Source organism: Virgibacillus sp. NKC19-3, assembly GCF_019837165.1.
In the GTDB taxonomy this organism is placed as follows: domain Bacteria; phylum Bacillota; class Bacilli; order Bacillales; family Amphibacillaceae; genus Virgibacillus_L; species Virgibacillus_L saliphilus.
Genome location: NZ_JAGYHC010000001.1, coordinates 3,014,368 through 3,030,153 on the forward strand (window position 1 = coordinate 3,014,368; position 15,786 = coordinate 3,030,153).

Below are 15,786 nucleotides of genomic sequence, written 5' to 3' on the forward strand. Positions count from 1 at the left end.
TATGACAGATTTTTTGGAACCAACCCCATGGGATAGACGAAATTTTCATGTGGACACCTATCAGCTAACCTCAACGACGATCGAGGCGCTGAAGCAAACCAGCGAAGTTGAAGGACATTTCACGGTAAAGGTGGCTCCACTTGAAAATAAGGAGAAGCTCATTAAATATGGATTTTATTATGTGGACACATTAATTGAACCTGTGTGCAGACAAGAAAACCTGCAAACTGTTGAGCAGGAAGGCATCTATTTTTCCCGGGATTACAATCAAGAAACAATCCTGGAAATCGCAAGAGAAGCATTCGGTAACGGACGCTTTCACCGTGATTTTAACATTCCGGACTTTATGGCAGATAGACGGTATATGAACTGGGTGAAGGACCTCATAGAAAAAGATCTGATACTTGCACTTAACCTTCAAGATAGAACTGCGGGATTTTTTGCATACGAAGGGGATAAAATACTCTTGCTCGGCATACATAAAGATTTTCGCGGCAAGGGATTTGCCAAAGCATTCGCAAGTCACTGCGTAGAGGAACAATTCAAGCTAACCGGTTATGACACATTAAAAACATCTATTTCACCAGCGAATCTGGCTTCATTGAATGTATTTATTTCACTTGGGTTCCGATTGAAAGACAGTGTTGACGTGTATCATAAATTAAATGGTTCGCTTCCGGTTGGAGGCTGACGTATGGGATATGCTTATATTTTCTCAACAATCTTTTTCACGGTGTACGGTCAATTGATTTTAAAATGGAAAATAAATCAATTTGGAAGCCTGCCTGAAGCATGGATAGATAAATTTGGTTTCTTGTTTCAAATTCTATTTAACCCATGGATTCTATCAGGCTTTCTTGCGGCATTTTTAGCGGCATTAAGCTGGATGGCAGCGATGACGAAATTCGATATCAGCTATGCCTATCCATTTATGAGCTTATCCTTTGTGCTTGTTTTTATTCTTTCCGTCGCCTTATTTGGTGAACCGATCAGTACACAAAAAGTAGTTGGATTTTCTCTAATTATACTTGGCATTATCGTAATGAGGTGATCATGTGATTCCATTTAATAAACCATGTAATACTGGAAAAGAAGCAACGGCCATACAAGAAGCCATGGAGCAAAATAAGCTCGCAGGCAATGGCCCATTTGGAAAAAAATGCGTCTCCTGGCTGGAGGACCACCTTGGATGTGAGAAAGCCATCCTTACCCCTCCTGTACAGCTGCGCTTGAAATGACCGCACTATTAACGGAAGTTGGTGAGGGGGATGAAGTGATCATGCCCGCTTATACTTTTGTTTCGACCGCAAATGCCTATGCATTAAGGAAAGCGCAGATTCGGTTTGTCGATGTTGATCCAGACACGATGAATGTAGACCCGGAGCGAATAGAAGCAGCAGTTACGGATCGAACAAAGGTCATCGTCGTTGTTCATTATGCCGGCGTGAGCTGTGACATGGAACAGATTTCAGACATTGCAAACAAGCACGGTTTATGGATCGTTGAAGATGCTGCACAAGGTATGATGAGCAGCTATAACGAAAAACCACTCGGTGCAATCGGGCATCTGGGCACATTCAGTTTTCATGAAACAAAAAATTATACATCCGGCGGTGAAGGCGGCGCACTGATAGTAAATGATCCTACGCTTACAGAACGAGCGGAAATTCTACAAGAAAAAGGGACGGATCGCTCCTTATTTATGCAAGGTATGGTCGATAAATATACCTGGCGCGATGTCGGCTCTTCCTATTTATTAAGCGAACTGAACGCTGCCTACTTATCCGTTCAACTCGAATATGCGGATCAGATTAATGCAGAACGACTACATACTTGGGCCGGGTATTATGAAGGGTTGCTTCCACTCATGCATGCTGGGAAAATCGCCCTCCCGCATGTTCCTGAAAATTGTAGGCATAATGCGCATATGTTTTATATAAAAACACGCGATAAGCAAGAGCGTTCGGACCTTATCGATTACCTAAAGGAAAATAACGTTACAGCAGTAACGCATTATGTGCCATTGCATTCCGCCTATGCCGGTCAAATATACGGCAAATTCATTGGCAAGGATAAATACACAACAATCGAAAGCGAACGACTTTTACGCTTACCACTTTATTATGGTATAGAAAAAGAGGATGTGGCACATGGAATCAAGATTATTACAGATTTTTATCAAAAATAAATTTATCTGGATAGCATGCATCATCCTCATCGCCTACCTTCTTCCGTATTACATACTCGGTGAGGATATGCACATCCGCGTACATGACAACTTGGATTCAAACATTGTTTGGTACAAATTACTCGCAGAAAGTGGACAAATTTTTACGCTATCGGATGTCACCTTGCCTCAAGTTATTGATGGGCTCCCAAGAAGCGCATTGCCTTCAGCCTTTGATGCTGTCGTGTGGCTATACGTGCTTTTTGAGCCAATGACAGCATATACCATTAGTCAAACAATCATGCGATTTGCCGCACTTTTCGGCATGTATTTGTTGCTGACAAGGCATGTGTTTCATGAAGTGAAATCACCATGGATTACCGTCGGTGCCTCGCTAGCTTTTGCGATGCTTCCGTATTGGCCATCTGGTGCTTTATCCATTGCTGGCCTTCCGCTGGCATTGCATCTGTTCCTGACAATTCGAAAATTTGGCTGGAAAACACCGAAATACAACTGGGTCCTTTTATTTGTGATTCCATTTTTCTCGAATTTTATTTTGACTTTCGTGTTCTTCCTTGCGCTTATGGGGCTATTCTGGCTGATTGACTGGTTCCGTTTCAAAAAATCAAATTGGCCGTTTTTTACAGCCGTTGCCTCGATGACGGGGATTTACTTGGTGAAAGAGTATTTGGTCATCACTTCTATGTTTTTTGACGGTGGATTTGCGTCACACCGGGATGAACTAAATCTGGGGCATAATACATTTGAACGCAGTGTGGAGCTTGCTTGGGAAAATTTCCTATACGGGCATACGCATGATGAAGCCCATCAGGTATTGATTATTATTCCAGTCATATTTACTGCTTTGCTCGTTGCTGCTTACAGTAATGTGAAACCGAAAAAGCTAATAACCCTATTCCTGTTTAACTTTTGTCTTTCTGTATGGTATGCCTTCTGGTATTGGGAAGGCTGGCGTATAGTGAAGGACAATGTCATGATCGCCAATACATTTAATTTTGCCCGGATCCATTTTTTCGATCCAGCTGTCTGGTATATATGTTTTGCATTGGCACTCGCATTGTTATGGAAACATCTGAAATTCGGGAAAGTACTTGCTGTCGTATTGGTTATTTTGCAATGCTGTCTCGTTTTTGAATTAAATGAGGAGAACAAATATAGCTCGTTTGATACACCAACATTTGCAGAGTTCTACTCTGAGGATTTATTCGACGAAATTGAGGCTTATATTGGCGAGGACCAGTCCGATTACCGTGTTGTTAGCATCGGTATGCATCCAACGATCGCACAATACAATGGGTTTTATACGTTGGATACGTATAATAACAGTATTCCACTAACATATAAGCATGATTTTCGGGAAGTCATCGAGGGCGAACTCGATAAAAGTCCATCACTGAAAAACTATTTTGATACATGGGGCGGTCGCCTGTACATGTATATCGCAGAACACGGCGAAAATTATCTATATACGAAAGATCACAATGATCCGATTGAACAACTTGATATTAATACAGAAGCACTACAAGAATTAGGCGGCGACTACATTCTCTCAGCCGTCCCAATCGAAAACTATGAGGAACTAGGGCTCGAACAAGAGGAAGTTTTTGAAAACAGTAAATCCCCGTGGCAAATTTGGCTGTACAGGGTGTAACCTTGAACAGCCAAACAGTGCCTTGATGCCTTTGTTAATCTGGGATTTCATGAACACTTTTGCTGTTATTCATCTCCTGATTTTCCCAATCAATAGATTTCCTTGGACGAACACGCAAAGCTTCTGCATTCCCTCCAGCTTTATCTGCTGCGTCTGCTACACCATTTATAATTCCTTTCGAAGTCATTGTAGCTCCAGAAATAACATCAATCATTAGTGTTTGCCCATCTATGATTTCTTGAGGAAGTCGATGAAATGCAGGATCTGAAACACCCGGAGATTCCCCGCTATTATCAATATCTATAGACAAAACTTCTTTCTCAGAAAAGGTTACATTCATCTCAAACTGATCATTATGTCCTTCAGCAAATACTTGATAAGTGCCTGGATTAAAGGAGATTTCTATATTTTGTAATTTTTTTAGACGTTCATATTTTTCTTTTTCTGCTTGTACATCCACTACTAAAGATTCCATTACATCCCATAAAGGAGATGGAATATGAAGCACATCCTGCTCACTAATATCGGCGAATTCTCTAATTTCTTCATTGTTTTTTACTTTAGCAACCCAGTTTGGCTCAATGAGAAATTTTTTACCAATTGAAATTAAATCATAACCGGCTTCGAAAGCCTCTTTCGCATCATGATATTGATTTATATTTCCTACCCCCATAACCGGGATTTGGGCAAGTTGTTCAGAACGCTGCGCCAAATATTTATCAATCAATGGTTCTGGATCTCCTGCATCAACAATGGACGTACGTTTCCAATTATTCATGGAGAAATGGAAATAATCTGGTTGTAATTGTGCTAAATGATTTAATAAAAACATCGTATCCCCAAAGCGAATACCTGGCTCTTCAATTTCTTCAGGAGAGAAACGGTAACCGATGATAAATTCTCTTGCATCTTGCTCGTTAACTTCAGCTTGAACAGCCTTCAAAACTTCTTCAGGGAATCGAACTCGTTCTTCCATGCCTCGCCCCCATCGATCTTCACGGCGATTCGAGTGAGTGGAGAAAAATTGTTGGACTAAGTACGTATTTGCTCCATGAATCTCTACTCCGTCAAAACCTGCTTTAATGGCACGACGGGTAGCATCTTTAAATTTCTGAATCATTTGATCAATATCAGCCGGCATCATTTGACGAGGCGGAACAGCTCCTATACGAGGAGCAGCTATTGGACTTGCGGAAATTGGGTAAGATCCACCGTTATATTCTGGATTTGCCATACGGCCAGCATGGTAAATTTGTAAAATAGCTTTTGAACCTTTGTCCTGAATAACTTGAGCTAATTGGCTTAAACCTCGAATCTGTGAATCCTTATTCACTCCTAATGCGCCAGGGAAACCACGACCTTTGTCATCGACAAAGGCACTTTCTACAATAATCGCTGCGGCTTCACCCGCACGATAAGCATAGTAATCTATTATTTCTTCCGTCACTGTCCCATCGAAATAAGCAGCTTGTGTCGTCATAGGTGCCATACATATATGATTTTTTAACGTTGCACCAGAATGTAATTGAAATTCTTCAAATAAGTCCTTCGACATATGAACGTTCCTTTCAGTAGAATAATAAAAAAACAGATGTGAATATTTCTACTGATAACGAAAGCGTATCATATTTATTTAAACGTGTCATGGTTATGTGAAATAGTTAACAAATTTTTCATAAATACTAGAAGTATCAACCGTCCCTTCCATCATCCTTCCAGATGAATGAGATAACTTAAAATCAGGACGACGTATTAAATAATGCGACATAAGGTTTGATATCTTTTGTTAGTAAAATATCTTTTTCTTTGGTTATGATAATTGCATCCATATGAGGCAGTGATTCTATATACTGTATCGCTTCTTGAGGTGACATTTTAAATAAAACAGTTGTAAAAAGCTCTCCATGAATAGACTCATTGGAGACAATGGTTACACTTGCCAAATTATTTTCAATCGGATATCCAGTTGCTGAATCAAATATATGATGGTATTTCTTCCCATTCATTTCAAAAAATCTTTCATATATTCCAGATGTTACCACAGATTTATTTTTTACTAAAACAGCTCCAACTAATGCTCCACGATTTATAGAAGGTTGCTGAATACCAACACGCCAAAATCCATCCGCATGTTTTGGACTTTCACCGATCGTTAGGACATTTCCACCTAAATCAATCAATCCATTCTTAACACCTTTTTTCATAAAAAATTGCTTCAGACGATCTGCAAAATAGCCTTTAGCTAAAGCGCCAAGGTCGATCTCCATTCCTTTCTTATTTAAATAGACGGATTGAGATTCTGGATTCAGTTCAATATTATTGGGGTTAATTAATTCCAATCTTTCATCAATATCCACTTGTCGAGGAATCTGGGCACCATCAAAGCCAATTTTCCACAGCTTAACTAATGGTCCAATTGCAATATTTAAACTTCCATTGAACGATAAGCTATATTGTTTTCCCATTTGAATTAGTTCAAATAAATCCGAATCAACATGTACGGAATCTATTCCCGATTGATCATTGATCGTCATTAAGTCACTGTTTGGATGATTGGCACTGAATCGCTTTTCATAATCCTCAAGGATACGATCCGCTTGTTCAAGTAATATTTCGGATTCCACGTGTTCAATATTTAGCACAATTTGCGTTCCCATTCGTTCCATTGTCTTATGTTTCAATAACAAAACTCCCATATATGTTTATTCGTAACATCACTAGATAGAAAAAGAAAAGTGCACTTCCTTTAACCATTATAACTTGAAACATTTATTTTAACATAAAAATAAACAAGCCGTGATACAGCTCACTGCTTTGTTAAACCTTCCGTATTATAATGAGACTGTGAATATTTCTACTGGGAATACGTATATCTTTTAGGAGGATACACATGAGTCAATATAACCCTGGGACTTATAAAGGTAGATCTACAGGATATCATGATTATATTACTGTTGAAGTAAGCGTAGACGAAAATGAAATTTTGGAAATTGACTATCAAGAAAACGAAACACCGAATAAAGGTGGCGTTGCTGTTCAAAAAATGGTTGAGGCCATTAAAAATGAGAAAACATTAGAAGTCGATACCGTTTCTGGAGCAACGTATGCCTCTGAAGGGACTATTCGTGCAGTTCATGAAGCCTTAGAAGTCGCTCAAGGAAAACGAGCACCCATTGATGGAGAATACAGTGAAGAAACGGAAACAATGGAACACAACTTTACTCCTGGAACCTATAGTGGTATAGGGGATGGATATAAAGGTGAAATGGAGTTAAATGTTACCGTAAGTGAAAAGAAAATAGAAAAAATAGATTATAGCGGTAAAGAAACAGCTGACGTCGGTGGAGAAGCCATGAACCATATTATTGCTGATGTATTGCGTACACAATCTTCTCAAATTGATGCTGTTTCTGGAGCAACTTTTACCTCTCGTGGAGCTCAAGAAGCACTCGATTATGCATTAGATGTTGCTCGTGGTGAAATCGATCCAAATGCTGAACCTAAACTAGAAGATGTAGAACCACGCATTCAGTTTAGGGGAGGTAGTTTAACACTTGAACAAGTGGAAGCTATATTGAATGCTATTCCACTAGAAATCACGTTTGTAGGTCCAGATTTAAGATTCCAATATTTTAATGATAATCACCAAGAGTTCCACCGGGCCAAAGCTAGCTTAGGAAGCCATTTTATTGATTGTCATCCACCACACCTGCGTGACTTTGTTGGAAAGCTAGCCGGAGAATTAGCGGATGGTACGCGTAAAAGCGAAACACATTGGTTTACCCGTTCAAGCGGGGACCGCAAAATTTTTGTAACTTACGTTCCTTTATTTAATAAAAAAGGACAGAATGTAGGGTTTATGGAATATGTTCAAAACGGAACACCGTTCATTGATACAATGGATGAACCAAACCGACGCGGAGAATTAAGTGATCCAAACGAACCTAACCCATTTGCAAGGGAAAATTGGGACGAATAAAAAATGGTATAATTGGATGTCAACGATTGGAGTGGACAGCTGATTGTCCGCTCCTTTATGATCTGAATTAACTGTTCATATGTTTCTAGTCCTCATAAAAAGGCAACTTCTATTTCACTTCGCTCGCTGCTCCAGCAGTCATTCATTAGCTAACACCATGGCAAGGCTGTACAAACGATAACCCTTAACAGCTTCATAGTGCTCGGCTCGTACGCTCAAATTCTATCTATGATCTGGGTATCTTTACTTATTCTCCATAATCCCACAACACCCGCCACTCTTCCTCAACCATGGTTACATAGACGTCTTGCACAATCGTGAAATTCCCATACTTACTGTTAAAATGCTGCGATACTTGCACATGATAAACAACATCAATCGGTTCTGCAGTTGCTTCCATTTTCCAATCATTCACTTTTTGTGCATCTGTTATCGAATATGTAAATGTCGCAACATCAAAATGATTCATAAACACATGTGGACGATCTTCCAAATAATGAACTTTATTAAATTTTTCTTGCATCAATGGATGAAACATCTCCCATGCATCGGAAAACGCCCCTTCTTGTTCATATGTATAAAACGTCTCAACTGCCTTTTCTGCTTGACGCTCCGGGGAAGTAATACGAAGAATATAAACCGTGACGATAATAGCTATGATAATCATCAGCAAAAACACAAATAATAAACCCTTTCCCCGACCATTCTTCATGATAGAGTCCCCCTTCCCTATTTTATTCGAGAGTTGGGGATTTATTATTAACGAAACTGTTGCATCTTCGGAAGCAGCGCTGTGCTCTGTGAAACGATAGAAACGTAGCTTAAAGCTACGTGGTTTTTTCATTTATTTTCCATTTAACTGTCAAAATTTGTTCAAAATTGATAGACTTTAATACCAAAATGTAGTATTATGTAGCTATATTTTTAAATCATTAACAAGGATGTGAATAAATGTCAGTATCAAGAATTTTAAAGTGGGTCACTGGTGGTTTTGAAGCACTACTAGGTATCCCCATTTTGGGAGCTTCTATTATAGTAGGACTTTGGTGGACTCCCCTGGTAGTTATGTTGATCATGCATATTATAACTTTAGTAATGACTAAAAAGGATGGCGGTCCAAGCGTAGGCAGTATTTTAGGTATCGTAACTTCTTGTGTAGGCTGGATCCCTGGGGTAGGAATAATTATGCACATACTTTCTGCAATATTCCTTATGGTTAATGCATCTACTCCTGATAATCAAGCAGTTACCAATGATACAACCATCGCATAATGCAATTATTTATTTCATCGAAGTCTCATCCATTAGCGGATGAGGCTTTTTATTGAATTGATCATGAAATCCTAAATATCGGATTCACGCTTTTCAACATTTTCCCGTAAAAAGTATAAACCTTCTTCATTGGAGTAGGCACGCAGCTTTTTTCTTGTCGAATGAATCGGTTGAATATTGTCGTGATCAGAGGAGATTTCTATCACTTCCTGGTTATCACCCTTTACATATAAGTGCACCTTAAATTCTTCCTCGACTATTTGCAGAAGATCCATTAACTCAATATGTCTTTTTCCTTTCAACTTCTTGTAAAGCTTCCCTTTTGTTATAAATTCCACTTTATTCACCTCACATTTTCCTATGTGAAATCAGGAAGATATATGCTTCTATGAATCAAATAATAGCATACGATCAAACTAGGCACAATTACCTAAAAACGACCATCCTACCCCCAAATTCACATTTTACATCCTTCCATGATGCAAAAGCGCTGTTTTTCATCCGTCTATTATAATTTTATCCCTTATAAAATAAGCGAAATTGAATTTTAATAAAGACATCATAAATTTTAACACCACCGAACAGTGACAGACACTATTCGATGGTGTTAAAATAGAACAGTTAATGTAAAAATAATGGCTTTAAGTGAAAGGAATCGTTGGATATGAATAAACAGAACCGTGTTATCATCGAATATTTCCAAGTTATTATTGGAGCTACGCTTGTAGGATTGGCCTATAATCTATTTTTACTGCCATCCAAGCTTGCTGCAGGTGGGATTTCAGGAGTTAGCACTATTTTATTTGAATTATATGAATTAAGCCCTGCTTACTCACAATTTCTCATCAACCTCCCCATTTTTATTATTGGCTGGATCGCAATGGGGAAAAATTTTAGCTGGAAGACATTGGTCGGGACGTTCTGGGTTCCATTTATCATATGGCTATCCGCTAACTTCCCATATACCGTTGATAACCCTGTACTTGGAGCCATTTATGGCGGAATTATTCTTGGTGCCGGACTTGGAATTGTCTACAAAGGAAACGGATCAACAGGAGGCACAGCAGCAATAGCCCAAATCGTGAAGAAATTCACTGGCCTATCAAGTGGTTATTCGCAGTTAATCGTAGACGGTGTTGTTGTTATATCTTCTATTATTGTATTCAATTTGGAATTGACATTATTTGCGCTCATGTGTATTTATATTACAAGTAAAACAATAGATATCGTACAATTACGAACATCGGCGTCCAAACTTATTCTGATCATTACAGAGGATGAAGAAAAAATTCAAGCGCTCATCCGTGATAAGATCGATCGGGGATTGACAAAAGTGCGTTCTGTTGGGGGCTACTCCAACGAGGATAAAACCATGATACTGTGTGTCACAGAACAACAGGAGGCAGTACAACTGAAAAAAATTCTCCAAAAAGAAGAACCCTCCTCTTTTATCATTTATATCGATGCATCAGAAATACAGGGAAGAGGGTTCTCCTTGGATAAATATTATGGTCAAAAATTATAATCGCATCATGAAGCCCGTCTGCAACATACAGCGGGCTTTTCTTCCTTCTATTTTTATTCATCAAAACTATCCGGATTCGAACCAGTTCGTTCATTTTTATTTAAACGATTGATTTTTTCCATTTCTTCCTCCGTTAATGAAAAGTCAAAGACATCCGCATTCTCGATAATACGATGTTCTGTGACAGATTTCGGAATGGTAACCACGTGATTTTGCAGGTCCCATCGTAAAATGACTTGTGCCGGCGACTTAGCATACTTCTCTGCGATTTCTACGATTGTTGGCACATCGAATATTCTTCCTTTTTTAAGTGGAGACCATGCCTCCAGCTGTATGTTTTCTTTCCTGCAAAATTCATGCAGCTCCATCTGAGTTAAATGTGGATGATACTCCACTTGGTTAATAACCGGTTTCACCTCACAATCCGAAAGCAAATCTTGCAAGTGATGCACATGAAAATTACTTACACCAATAGCACGGACTTTCCCATCTTTATACAATTTTTCCATTGCCTTCCAGGTTTCCTTGTAAAGGCCTTTCACCGGCCAATGAATTAAATACAAGTCCAGGTATTCTAAATCCAGTTTCTTCAAGCTCGCTTCAAATGCCTGTAACGTCTGCTCATACCCTTGATCATCATTCCACACTTTCGACGTGATAAATAAATCCTCTCTTGGCACACCGCATTCGTTAATGGCTTTTCCTACTCCTGTTTCATTATCATAAAAGGCTGCCGTATCAATACTTCTATACCCATGTCTAATCGCTGCGCCTACGGCATTTTCTACAGCGTCCCCATTCTCAACCTTATAAACGCCCAATCCAAAACCAGGCATCTTCACGCCATTATTCAGTGTGATCGTGTCTTGTAAATGATCGATCATAATTAGCCTCCTATTTATAGGTCCATTTATATAGCATTGTATCATTGGAAAAACAGCCAACACAGGCTCCAGTTTCTTCGTTTAGTGGTGATGGTGTCCACCTTTTGACGTATTCGTAATTTCAAACCCTCGGTTGTCCACATAAAAATACTTAATCCAAACACCGTCTAAGAAATCTTCTTTTGTATCAAGCAGGATATCAATACCCTTATCTGTTTTTACAATTTCATCATCTTCGGTTGGAGTATCAAGCTTTAGATCAAAATGGGCATGATCCCCATGATTTTCCGTAACGTAAACACGAATCATCTTCCCTTCGGCTTCTTCCATGTCCAACATCTTTTTCAATTCTTTCGCAGCATTGCGGTTAATTTTACATTGCATAGCTATATCTCCCATCTTTCGTAAGTCTTTTTTTTATTATCTCATGTTTATCGTTAAAAATAAAAAATCCAGTCCGTTAGTCCAGAATTTCTTTATGATATGTATCATTGGAAAGTTCTTCATAATCCGCTACAAAATAATAACCATCTGATTGCATCGTCCACAATGCTACTGTTTCATCATCAAGTCTCGCTGCAATCAGATACCAGTTCTCATCGTATTTCTCATCCAAATGTTCAATCAAATCATCCTGTAGTTGCCTGTTACGTAATTCTCTAATGCCCATATTTTTGGTGCCCTGCATATCCTCAACCTCAGTTGCCAACTGTTCCATTATTTCGCTTAAATGTTCATCAACATCTGCATCATTTTCTGCAAAAACGGCACGGACATAATCCTCATCGCCCTTCAACGCTGCATTGTAAATATCCTCAACAACTTTCGCAGACGCCTGGTTCAAGCATCCGCTTAAAAGTGAACTAAAAATGACAATGAATATAGCTACCTTTTTCATCATACTTCCCTCGTTTCATGCACTGCTATGTAGAAATATTATATCATAGACCGCGCCCCACTATTATTCAATTATTTCAAAGCTGCTTTTCCCCATTTTCTAAACAAATCGGTTCTAAAAAAGAAGATCCAACCATAGGCTAAACAGTTGATAATTAACAAAAGGAGGCGATCCAATGCCAAGCGGAATGCATCAAATAGAGCTGGACATTCCCATTGAAAATGTCTGGTCTTTTGTAAGTGATATGGATAAATGGGCTCCCCTAGTACCTGGTTACGTGGATCACAAAATGATAAGCCATAAACAATCCACCTGGACTTTCAAAGGAAATATCGGAGTCATGGAAAAAGTCGTCAGTCTAAAAATAGACATTATCGAGTGGCAGGCACCTACAAGGGTCACCTTTCATTTAACCGGGGTAAATGAAAATGTCACAGGCGATGGCTATTTCGAAGCAAGCACTGTAAAAGGAAGGCGAACTAAAATGACTGGCTATCTTGATATCACTGCCAAAGGCATGATGAGCCCAATGATTAATCCTGTTTTAAAAACATTAGTGCCGAAAAAAGGAAAACAATTAACAGAGGCAATTGGAAGACGGATGTACGCGATGAAAACGGTAGCTACATAAAGCATGGAATATCAGAAAACACGGATCTCTGCGTTTTTTAGAAATCCGTGTTTTTATCAGGTGATACTGTTATTATTTACTCAACTGATCAACAGCAAGAATAGCTGTAGCGACATCATCAGCTGTGATGTCCGGTGAGAGATTTCCCATTGTCTCACCTTCCTGCGTAGCAGCCTTACCAACTTTAAGCAATTCATCGTAAGAAAATTCATCTAAATGCATTTCCTTTAACGTTGTTGGCATGCCCAATTTCTTATAAAAATCAACATATTTAAGAAGCTCATCTTTCGGATGCAGTTCCAACATTAGATGGACAAGTGTACCATAAGCTACTTTCTCACCATGAGAAAGATGATGAATATCGCCTTCCAGCACAGTCAATCCATTATGAATCGCATGCGCACCAGCCAAGCCTCCACTTTCAAATCCTAAACCGGACAGTAACGTATTTGCTTCAACGACTGCTTCTACATGCTTTGTAACAAGCCCTTCCTGTACTGCTTGATATGCTGCTTCGCCATAATCAAAGATGGTTTTCTCGCAAGCCTTGGCAATTGCTTCGGCTGCAATGCTTGTTTTACCACCTGCCATGGCATCTCCATTGCTTTTAATCGTAGCTCTGGCTTCTACCCATGTAGCCATCGCGTCGGCAATACCTGCAGCGAATAATGCTGCCGGAGCTCCAGCTATAACTTTTGTATCAACTAATACCAAATCCGGATTTTTATCATAAAACTTATAGGACTCAAACACGCCCGCTTCACTATAAATCACAGATAGAGCACTGGTTGGAGCATCTGTAGAAGCAGTGCTTGGAACAATAACAACAGGAACCTCAAGTCCGTCAGCGATACCTTTTGCAGTATCAAGTGTTTTACCTCCACCGACACCAACTACGACATCAACCGAATTCTCTTTTCCTTCTTTTGTTACCCGATCCATTTCAGTAAGCGAAGCCTCGCCATTAAATTCAACATAATGATAATCCATATTTGCTGATTTCATGCTTTTTTCAATGATCTCTCCAGTAATTCCCCAGACGATTTCATCCGAAAGAATCAGCGGCTTCTTCCCAATATCCTTAACATATTCGCCAATATTCCTTAAAGCACCTTTACCTTGAATATACTTGCTTGGTGAGGTGAAAATAATCTCTGACATGTCATCCACTCCTTTTCATTGTAAACACTCATATATGTGATAGACTTCACAAACTCACGCTCGTCTACGCACAGCTTTCTTCTAAGTTTCCATTTTATCTATACCCTTTTTTAAAGATATAAAACATCCGTAAATAAATAGCGATATCCTCTCCCTTAGGAATGTCTCCCGCTATGGATTGTTTCTTCTACTTCCGTCTCAGACTTCGTATGGTCATGGATATCACAATAATACACAACTGTTTTTATTCTTTGGTAAATCTTACAGGTACGAGTCTCCCGAATAAAATTTTTCCAATATGTATATTCATGCGAACCGGTCTGAATCGTATTGTAATCCGTGCTGTATTCTTGCCAGTTGTGTTGCTCGTTATCCGCTTCTGTATCCTGCTCCATTACCTCAGCCCCTGCTTCTGGCAAGTCAATTGGAAAGGAAATCATAAACGCGAGACCAATTACTAAAAAAAGTTTTTTCACATCAATCACCACTTTTGATCGGTTTCATCTTTCTTTAGCTAAGTTCCCCTGTTTTTGTAAAAATATACCGATGATCCCATTATCCAAAAAGCGACTCACCGGTCCCTGCAAAAATATCCATTATATTTACGGCATTTTTCGCTTGATGAAACATGAAAAAAGTAGTATTATTTTTATTGGTTGCTGAGAAAGTTTTAAGGTTTTCATCCTAATAAGATGGCATTACAAGGTTTGTAGGAAAGCAACGAACGCTTTTGCAAGTCCCCATTTTTATAATATTTCGCTGGTGTAGCACAATTGGTAGTGCGCATCACTCGTAATGATGAGGTTGGAGGTTCAAGTCCTCTCACCAGCACCATGTTATAATGGAGAAGTACCCAAGTCCGGTTGAAGGGGATGCACTCGAAATGCATTAGGGCGGACAACCGTCGCGTGGGTTCGAATCCCACCTTCTCCTTTTACATATGTTTCGGCTTCGTCCAAAGAAGGGAAAATTCCCTTCTTTTTTTTATCTATTAAAACGACGAATATAGGAATGCGTAAAAGAGCCATGGATCATTAATTTTCAACATCGAATCTATTTTTTATCCGAATAACAATAAAACGTATCAATAAGAATACAATGCCAATAGGAGCAACAAATAAACTAACATGGAATAAAATAAAGTCGAACATAAATAGGAATTGTTCAAGAGGATATGTAAACCCTTTTTGCTTATCTATTCGATGTCTTAACTTAAATCCGAACAACCAATCCATTAACACTTTCGCAAAAGGATATAGAAGGAAGCTTACGATAATGTAAAATAAATAATTGCCATTTTTACTAATAAGTAAATAAAAGAATACAAACGAGAGCGCAAATATGAAAAAGCCATACCCGTAAGATTTCAAAAAGTATGAACGATTGATAGATCGATCGACCCGCGGTTTTGGGTCATATTTTTCCATAAAGTCCGTTTCTTCATTTTGTTTTTGCGCCGTTTCCATGATGGAAGGTCCGTTGTTTTGTTTTTGTTGCATAATGCGATCTAACGCCTCTACTAATGCAGAGCGGTCTTGCTTTCGAACGGCTTTTGTGTTCATGGTAAATAGAGAAAAACCAGTTACGCGATTCATGC

General features: G+C 39.0%; 18 protein-coding genes, 2 tRNA genes and 1 pseudogene. 11 read left to right on the forward strand and 10 right to left on the reverse strand.

Annotation, left to right across the window (positions count from 1 at the left end):
- The first annotated feature begins 1 nt into the window (after position 1).
- The 5 genes from KFZ56_RS14580 to KFZ56_RS14595 are packed head-to-tail and all read left to right on the forward strand — an operon-like array spanning position 2 to position 3,839.
- Positions 2-691: a GNAT family N-acetyltransferase gene (locus KFZ56_RS14580; RefSeq protein WP_222642667.1), complete on the forward strand. Its 690-nt coding sequence runs from the start codon at positions 2-4 to the stop codon at positions 689-691.
- 3 nt (positions 692-694) lie between these two features.
- Complete coding sequence (locus KFZ56_RS14585) at positions 695-1,051, forward strand: EamA family transporter (RefSeq protein WP_222642668.1); 357 nt, start codon at positions 695-697, stop codon at positions 1,049-1,051.
- Positions 1,052-1,055: 4 nt separating this feature from the next.
- Positions 1,056-1,238 (forward strand): hypothetical protein, encoded by a 183-nt coding sequence (locus tag KFZ56_RS19610; RefSeq protein ID WP_255585154.1) that lies wholly within the window; start codon positions 1,056-1,058, stop codon positions 1,236-1,238.
- Positions 1,235-2,188, forward strand: coding sequence for a dTDP-4-amino-4,6-dideoxygalactose transaminase (rffA, locus tag KFZ56_RS14590; protein WP_255585155.1), 954 nt, complete (start codon positions 1,235-1,237; stop codon positions 2,186-2,188). Before KFZ56_RS19610 ends, rffA begins: the two co-directional genes overlap by 4 nt.
- Positions 2,151-3,839 (forward strand): DUF6044 family protein, encoded by a 1,689-nt coding sequence (locus KFZ56_RS14595; protein WP_222642670.1) that lies wholly within the window; start codon positions 2,151-2,153, stop codon positions 3,837-3,839. Before rffA ends, KFZ56_RS14595 begins: the two co-directional genes overlap by 38 nt.
- A gap of 52 nt (positions 3,840-3,891) precedes the next feature.
- Here the strand turns inward: KFZ56_RS14595 and KFZ56_RS14600 are convergent.
- Positions 3,892-5,394, reverse strand: a pseudogene (locus KFZ56_RS14600) (oxidoreductase); the annotation flags it as partial.
- A gap of 184 nt (positions 5,395-5,578) precedes the next feature.
- Positions 5,579-6,520: an FAD:protein FMN transferase gene (locus tag KFZ56_RS14605; protein WP_222642673.1), complete on the reverse strand. Its 942-nt coding sequence runs from the start codon at positions 6,518-6,520 to the stop codon at positions 5,579-5,581.
- 209 nt (positions 6,521-6,729) lie between these two features.
- On the opposite strand from KFZ56_RS14605, the gene KFZ56_RS14610 reads away from it, so the two are divergent.
- Positions 6,730-7,818: an FMN-binding protein gene (locus KFZ56_RS14610; RefSeq protein WP_222642674.1), complete on the forward strand. Its 1,089-nt coding sequence runs from the start codon at positions 6,730-6,732 to the stop codon at positions 7,816-7,818.
- Between the two features lie 247 nt (positions 7,819-8,065).
- On the opposite strand, the gene KFZ56_RS14615 is transcribed toward KFZ56_RS14610, so the two are convergent.
- Positions 8,066-8,530, reverse strand: a complete 465-nt coding sequence (locus tag KFZ56_RS14615) for a hypothetical protein (protein WP_222642675.1) — start codon at positions 8,528-8,530, stop codon at positions 8,066-8,068.
- Between the two features lie 239 nt (positions 8,531-8,769).
- Here KFZ56_RS14615 and KFZ56_RS14620 point away from each other — a divergent pair, with 239 nt between their 5' ends.
- The gene (locus KFZ56_RS14620; protein ID WP_222642676.1) at positions 8,770-9,090 is read left to right on the forward strand and encodes a hypothetical protein; all 321 of its coding nucleotides are present in this window, start codon (positions 8,770-8,772) and stop codon (positions 9,088-9,090) included.
- Positions 9,091-9,161: 71 nt separating this feature from the next.
- Here the strand turns inward: KFZ56_RS14620 and KFZ56_RS14625 are convergent, their stop codons facing one another.
- The gene (locus tag KFZ56_RS14625; RefSeq protein ID WP_222642677.1) at positions 9,162-9,428 is read right to left on the reverse strand and encodes a hypothetical protein; all 267 of its coding nucleotides are present in this window, start codon (positions 9,426-9,428) and stop codon (positions 9,162-9,164) included.
- A 326-nt stretch (positions 9,429-9,754) separates the two neighbouring features.
- Here KFZ56_RS14625 and KFZ56_RS14630 point away from each other — a divergent pair, with 326 nt between their 5' ends.
- Entirely contained in the window at positions 9,755-10,615 is an 861-nt protein-coding gene (locus KFZ56_RS14630) for a YitT family protein (RefSeq protein WP_222642678.1), read from the forward strand.
- A gap of 53 nt (positions 10,616-10,668) precedes the next feature.
- On the opposite strand, the gene KFZ56_RS14635 is transcribed toward KFZ56_RS14630, so the two are convergent.
- From KFZ56_RS14635 to KFZ56_RS14645, 3 genes are all read right to left on the reverse strand, one after another.
- The gene (locus KFZ56_RS14635) at positions 10,669-11,499 is read right to left on the reverse strand and encodes an aldo/keto reductase (RefSeq protein ID WP_222642680.1); all 831 of its coding nucleotides are present in this window, start codon (positions 11,497-11,499) and stop codon (positions 10,669-10,671) included.
- Between the two features lie 81 nt (positions 11,500-11,580).
- Positions 11,581-11,883: an iron-sulfur cluster assembly accessory protein gene (locus KFZ56_RS14640; RefSeq protein ID WP_222642681.1), complete on the reverse strand. Its 303-nt coding sequence runs from the start codon at positions 11,881-11,883 to the stop codon at positions 11,581-11,583.
- A 76-nt stretch (positions 11,884-11,959) separates the two neighbouring features.
- On the reverse strand, positions 11,960-12,397 hold the full coding sequence (locus tag KFZ56_RS14645) for a hypothetical protein (RefSeq protein ID WP_222642682.1): 438 nt from the start codon (positions 12,395-12,397) through the stop codon (positions 11,960-11,962).
- A 175-nt stretch (positions 12,398-12,572) separates the two neighbouring features.
- On the opposite strand from KFZ56_RS14645, the gene KFZ56_RS14650 reads away from it, so the two are divergent.
- On the forward strand, positions 12,573-13,028 hold the full coding sequence (locus KFZ56_RS14650) for an SRPBCC family protein (protein WP_222642683.1): 456 nt from the start codon (positions 12,573-12,575) through the stop codon (positions 13,026-13,028).
- 72 nt (positions 13,029-13,100) lie between these two features.
- Here KFZ56_RS14650 and KFZ56_RS14655 read toward each other — a convergent pair whose 3' ends face one another.
- Complete coding sequence (locus KFZ56_RS14655; RefSeq protein ID WP_222642684.1) at positions 13,101-14,189, reverse strand: glycerol dehydrogenase; 1,089 nt, start codon at positions 14,187-14,189, stop codon at positions 13,101-13,103.
- A 155-nt stretch (positions 14,190-14,344) separates the two neighbouring features.
- Complete coding sequence (locus KFZ56_RS14660) at positions 14,345-14,665, reverse strand: hypothetical protein (protein ID WP_222642685.1); 321 nt, start codon at positions 14,663-14,665, stop codon at positions 14,345-14,347.
- 282 nt (positions 14,666-14,947) lie between these two features.
- Here KFZ56_RS14660 and KFZ56_RS14665 point away from each other — a divergent pair.
- Both KFZ56_RS14665 and KFZ56_RS14670 read left to right on the forward strand, forming a co-directional pair.
- A tRNA-Thr gene (locus tag KFZ56_RS14665) sits at positions 14,948-15,023 on the forward strand.
- A gap of 9 nt (positions 15,024-15,032) precedes the next feature.
- Positions 15,033-15,122, forward strand: a tRNA-Ser gene (locus KFZ56_RS14670).
- A 101-nt stretch (positions 15,123-15,223) separates the two neighbouring features.
- Here the strand turns inward: KFZ56_RS14670 and KFZ56_RS14675 are convergent.
- Entirely contained in the window at positions 15,224-15,784 is a 561-nt protein-coding gene (locus KFZ56_RS14675) for a hypothetical protein (RefSeq protein WP_222642686.1), read from the reverse strand.
- Between the last annotated feature and the right edge of the window lie 2 nt (positions 15,785-15,786).

What these genes read in the sequence shown, in the direction of transcription:
- KFZ56_RS14630 (WP_222642678.1), top strand. Translation starts at nt 9,755, where the DNA reads ATGAATAAACAGAACCGTGTTATCATCGAATATTTCCAAGTTATTATT.
- KFZ56_RS14645 (WP_222642682.1), bottom strand. Translation starts at nt 12,397, where the DNA reads ATGAAAAAGGTAGCTATATTCATTGTCATTTTTAGTTCACTTTTAAGC.
- KFZ56_RS14650 (WP_222642683.1), top strand. Translation starts at nt 12,573, where the DNA reads ATGCCAAGCGGAATGCATCAAATAGAGCTGGACATTCCCATTGAAAAT.
- KFZ56_RS14675 (WP_222642686.1), bottom strand. Translation starts at nt 15,784, where the DNA reads ATGAATCGCGTAACTGGTTTTTCTCTATTTACCATGAACACAAAAGCC.
- KFZ56_RS14620 (WP_222642676.1), top strand. Translation starts at nt 8,770, where the DNA reads ATGTCAGTATCAAGAATTTTAAAGTGGGTCACTGGTGGTTTTGAAGCA.
- KFZ56_RS14610 (WP_222642674.1), top strand. Translation starts at nt 6,730, where the DNA reads ATGAGTCAATATAACCCTGGGACTTATAAAGGTAGATCTACAGGATAT.
- KFZ56_RS14615 (WP_222642675.1), bottom strand. Translation starts at nt 8,530, where the DNA reads ATGAAGAATGGTCGGGGAAAGGGTTTATTATTTGTGTTTTTGCTGATG.
- KFZ56_RS14635 (WP_222642680.1), bottom strand. Translation starts at nt 11,499, where the DNA reads ATGATCGATCATTTACAAGACACGATCACACTGAATAATGGCGTGAAG.
- KFZ56_RS14585 (WP_222642668.1), top strand. Translation starts at nt 695, where the DNA reads ATGGGATATGCTTATATTTTCTCAACAATCTTTTTCACGGTGTACGGT.
- rffA (WP_255585155.1), top strand. Translation starts at nt 1,235, where the DNA reads ATGACCGCACTATTAACGGAAGTTGGTGAGGGGGATGAAGTGATCATG.
- KFZ56_RS14595 (WP_222642670.1), top strand. Translation starts at nt 2,151, where the DNA reads ATGGAATCAAGATTATTACAGATTTTTATCAAAAATAAATTTATCTGG.
- KFZ56_RS14580 (WP_222642667.1), top strand. Translation starts at nt 2, where the DNA reads ATGACAGATTTTTTGGAACCAACCCCATGGGATAGACGAAATTTTCAT.
- KFZ56_RS14655 (WP_222642684.1), bottom strand. Translation starts at nt 14,189, where the DNA reads ATGTCAGAGATTATTTTCACCTCACCAAGCAAGTATATTCAAGGTAAA.
- KFZ56_RS14640 (WP_222642681.1), bottom strand. Translation starts at nt 11,883, where the DNA reads ATGCAATGTAAAATTAACCGCAATGCTGCGAAAGAATTGAAAAAGATG.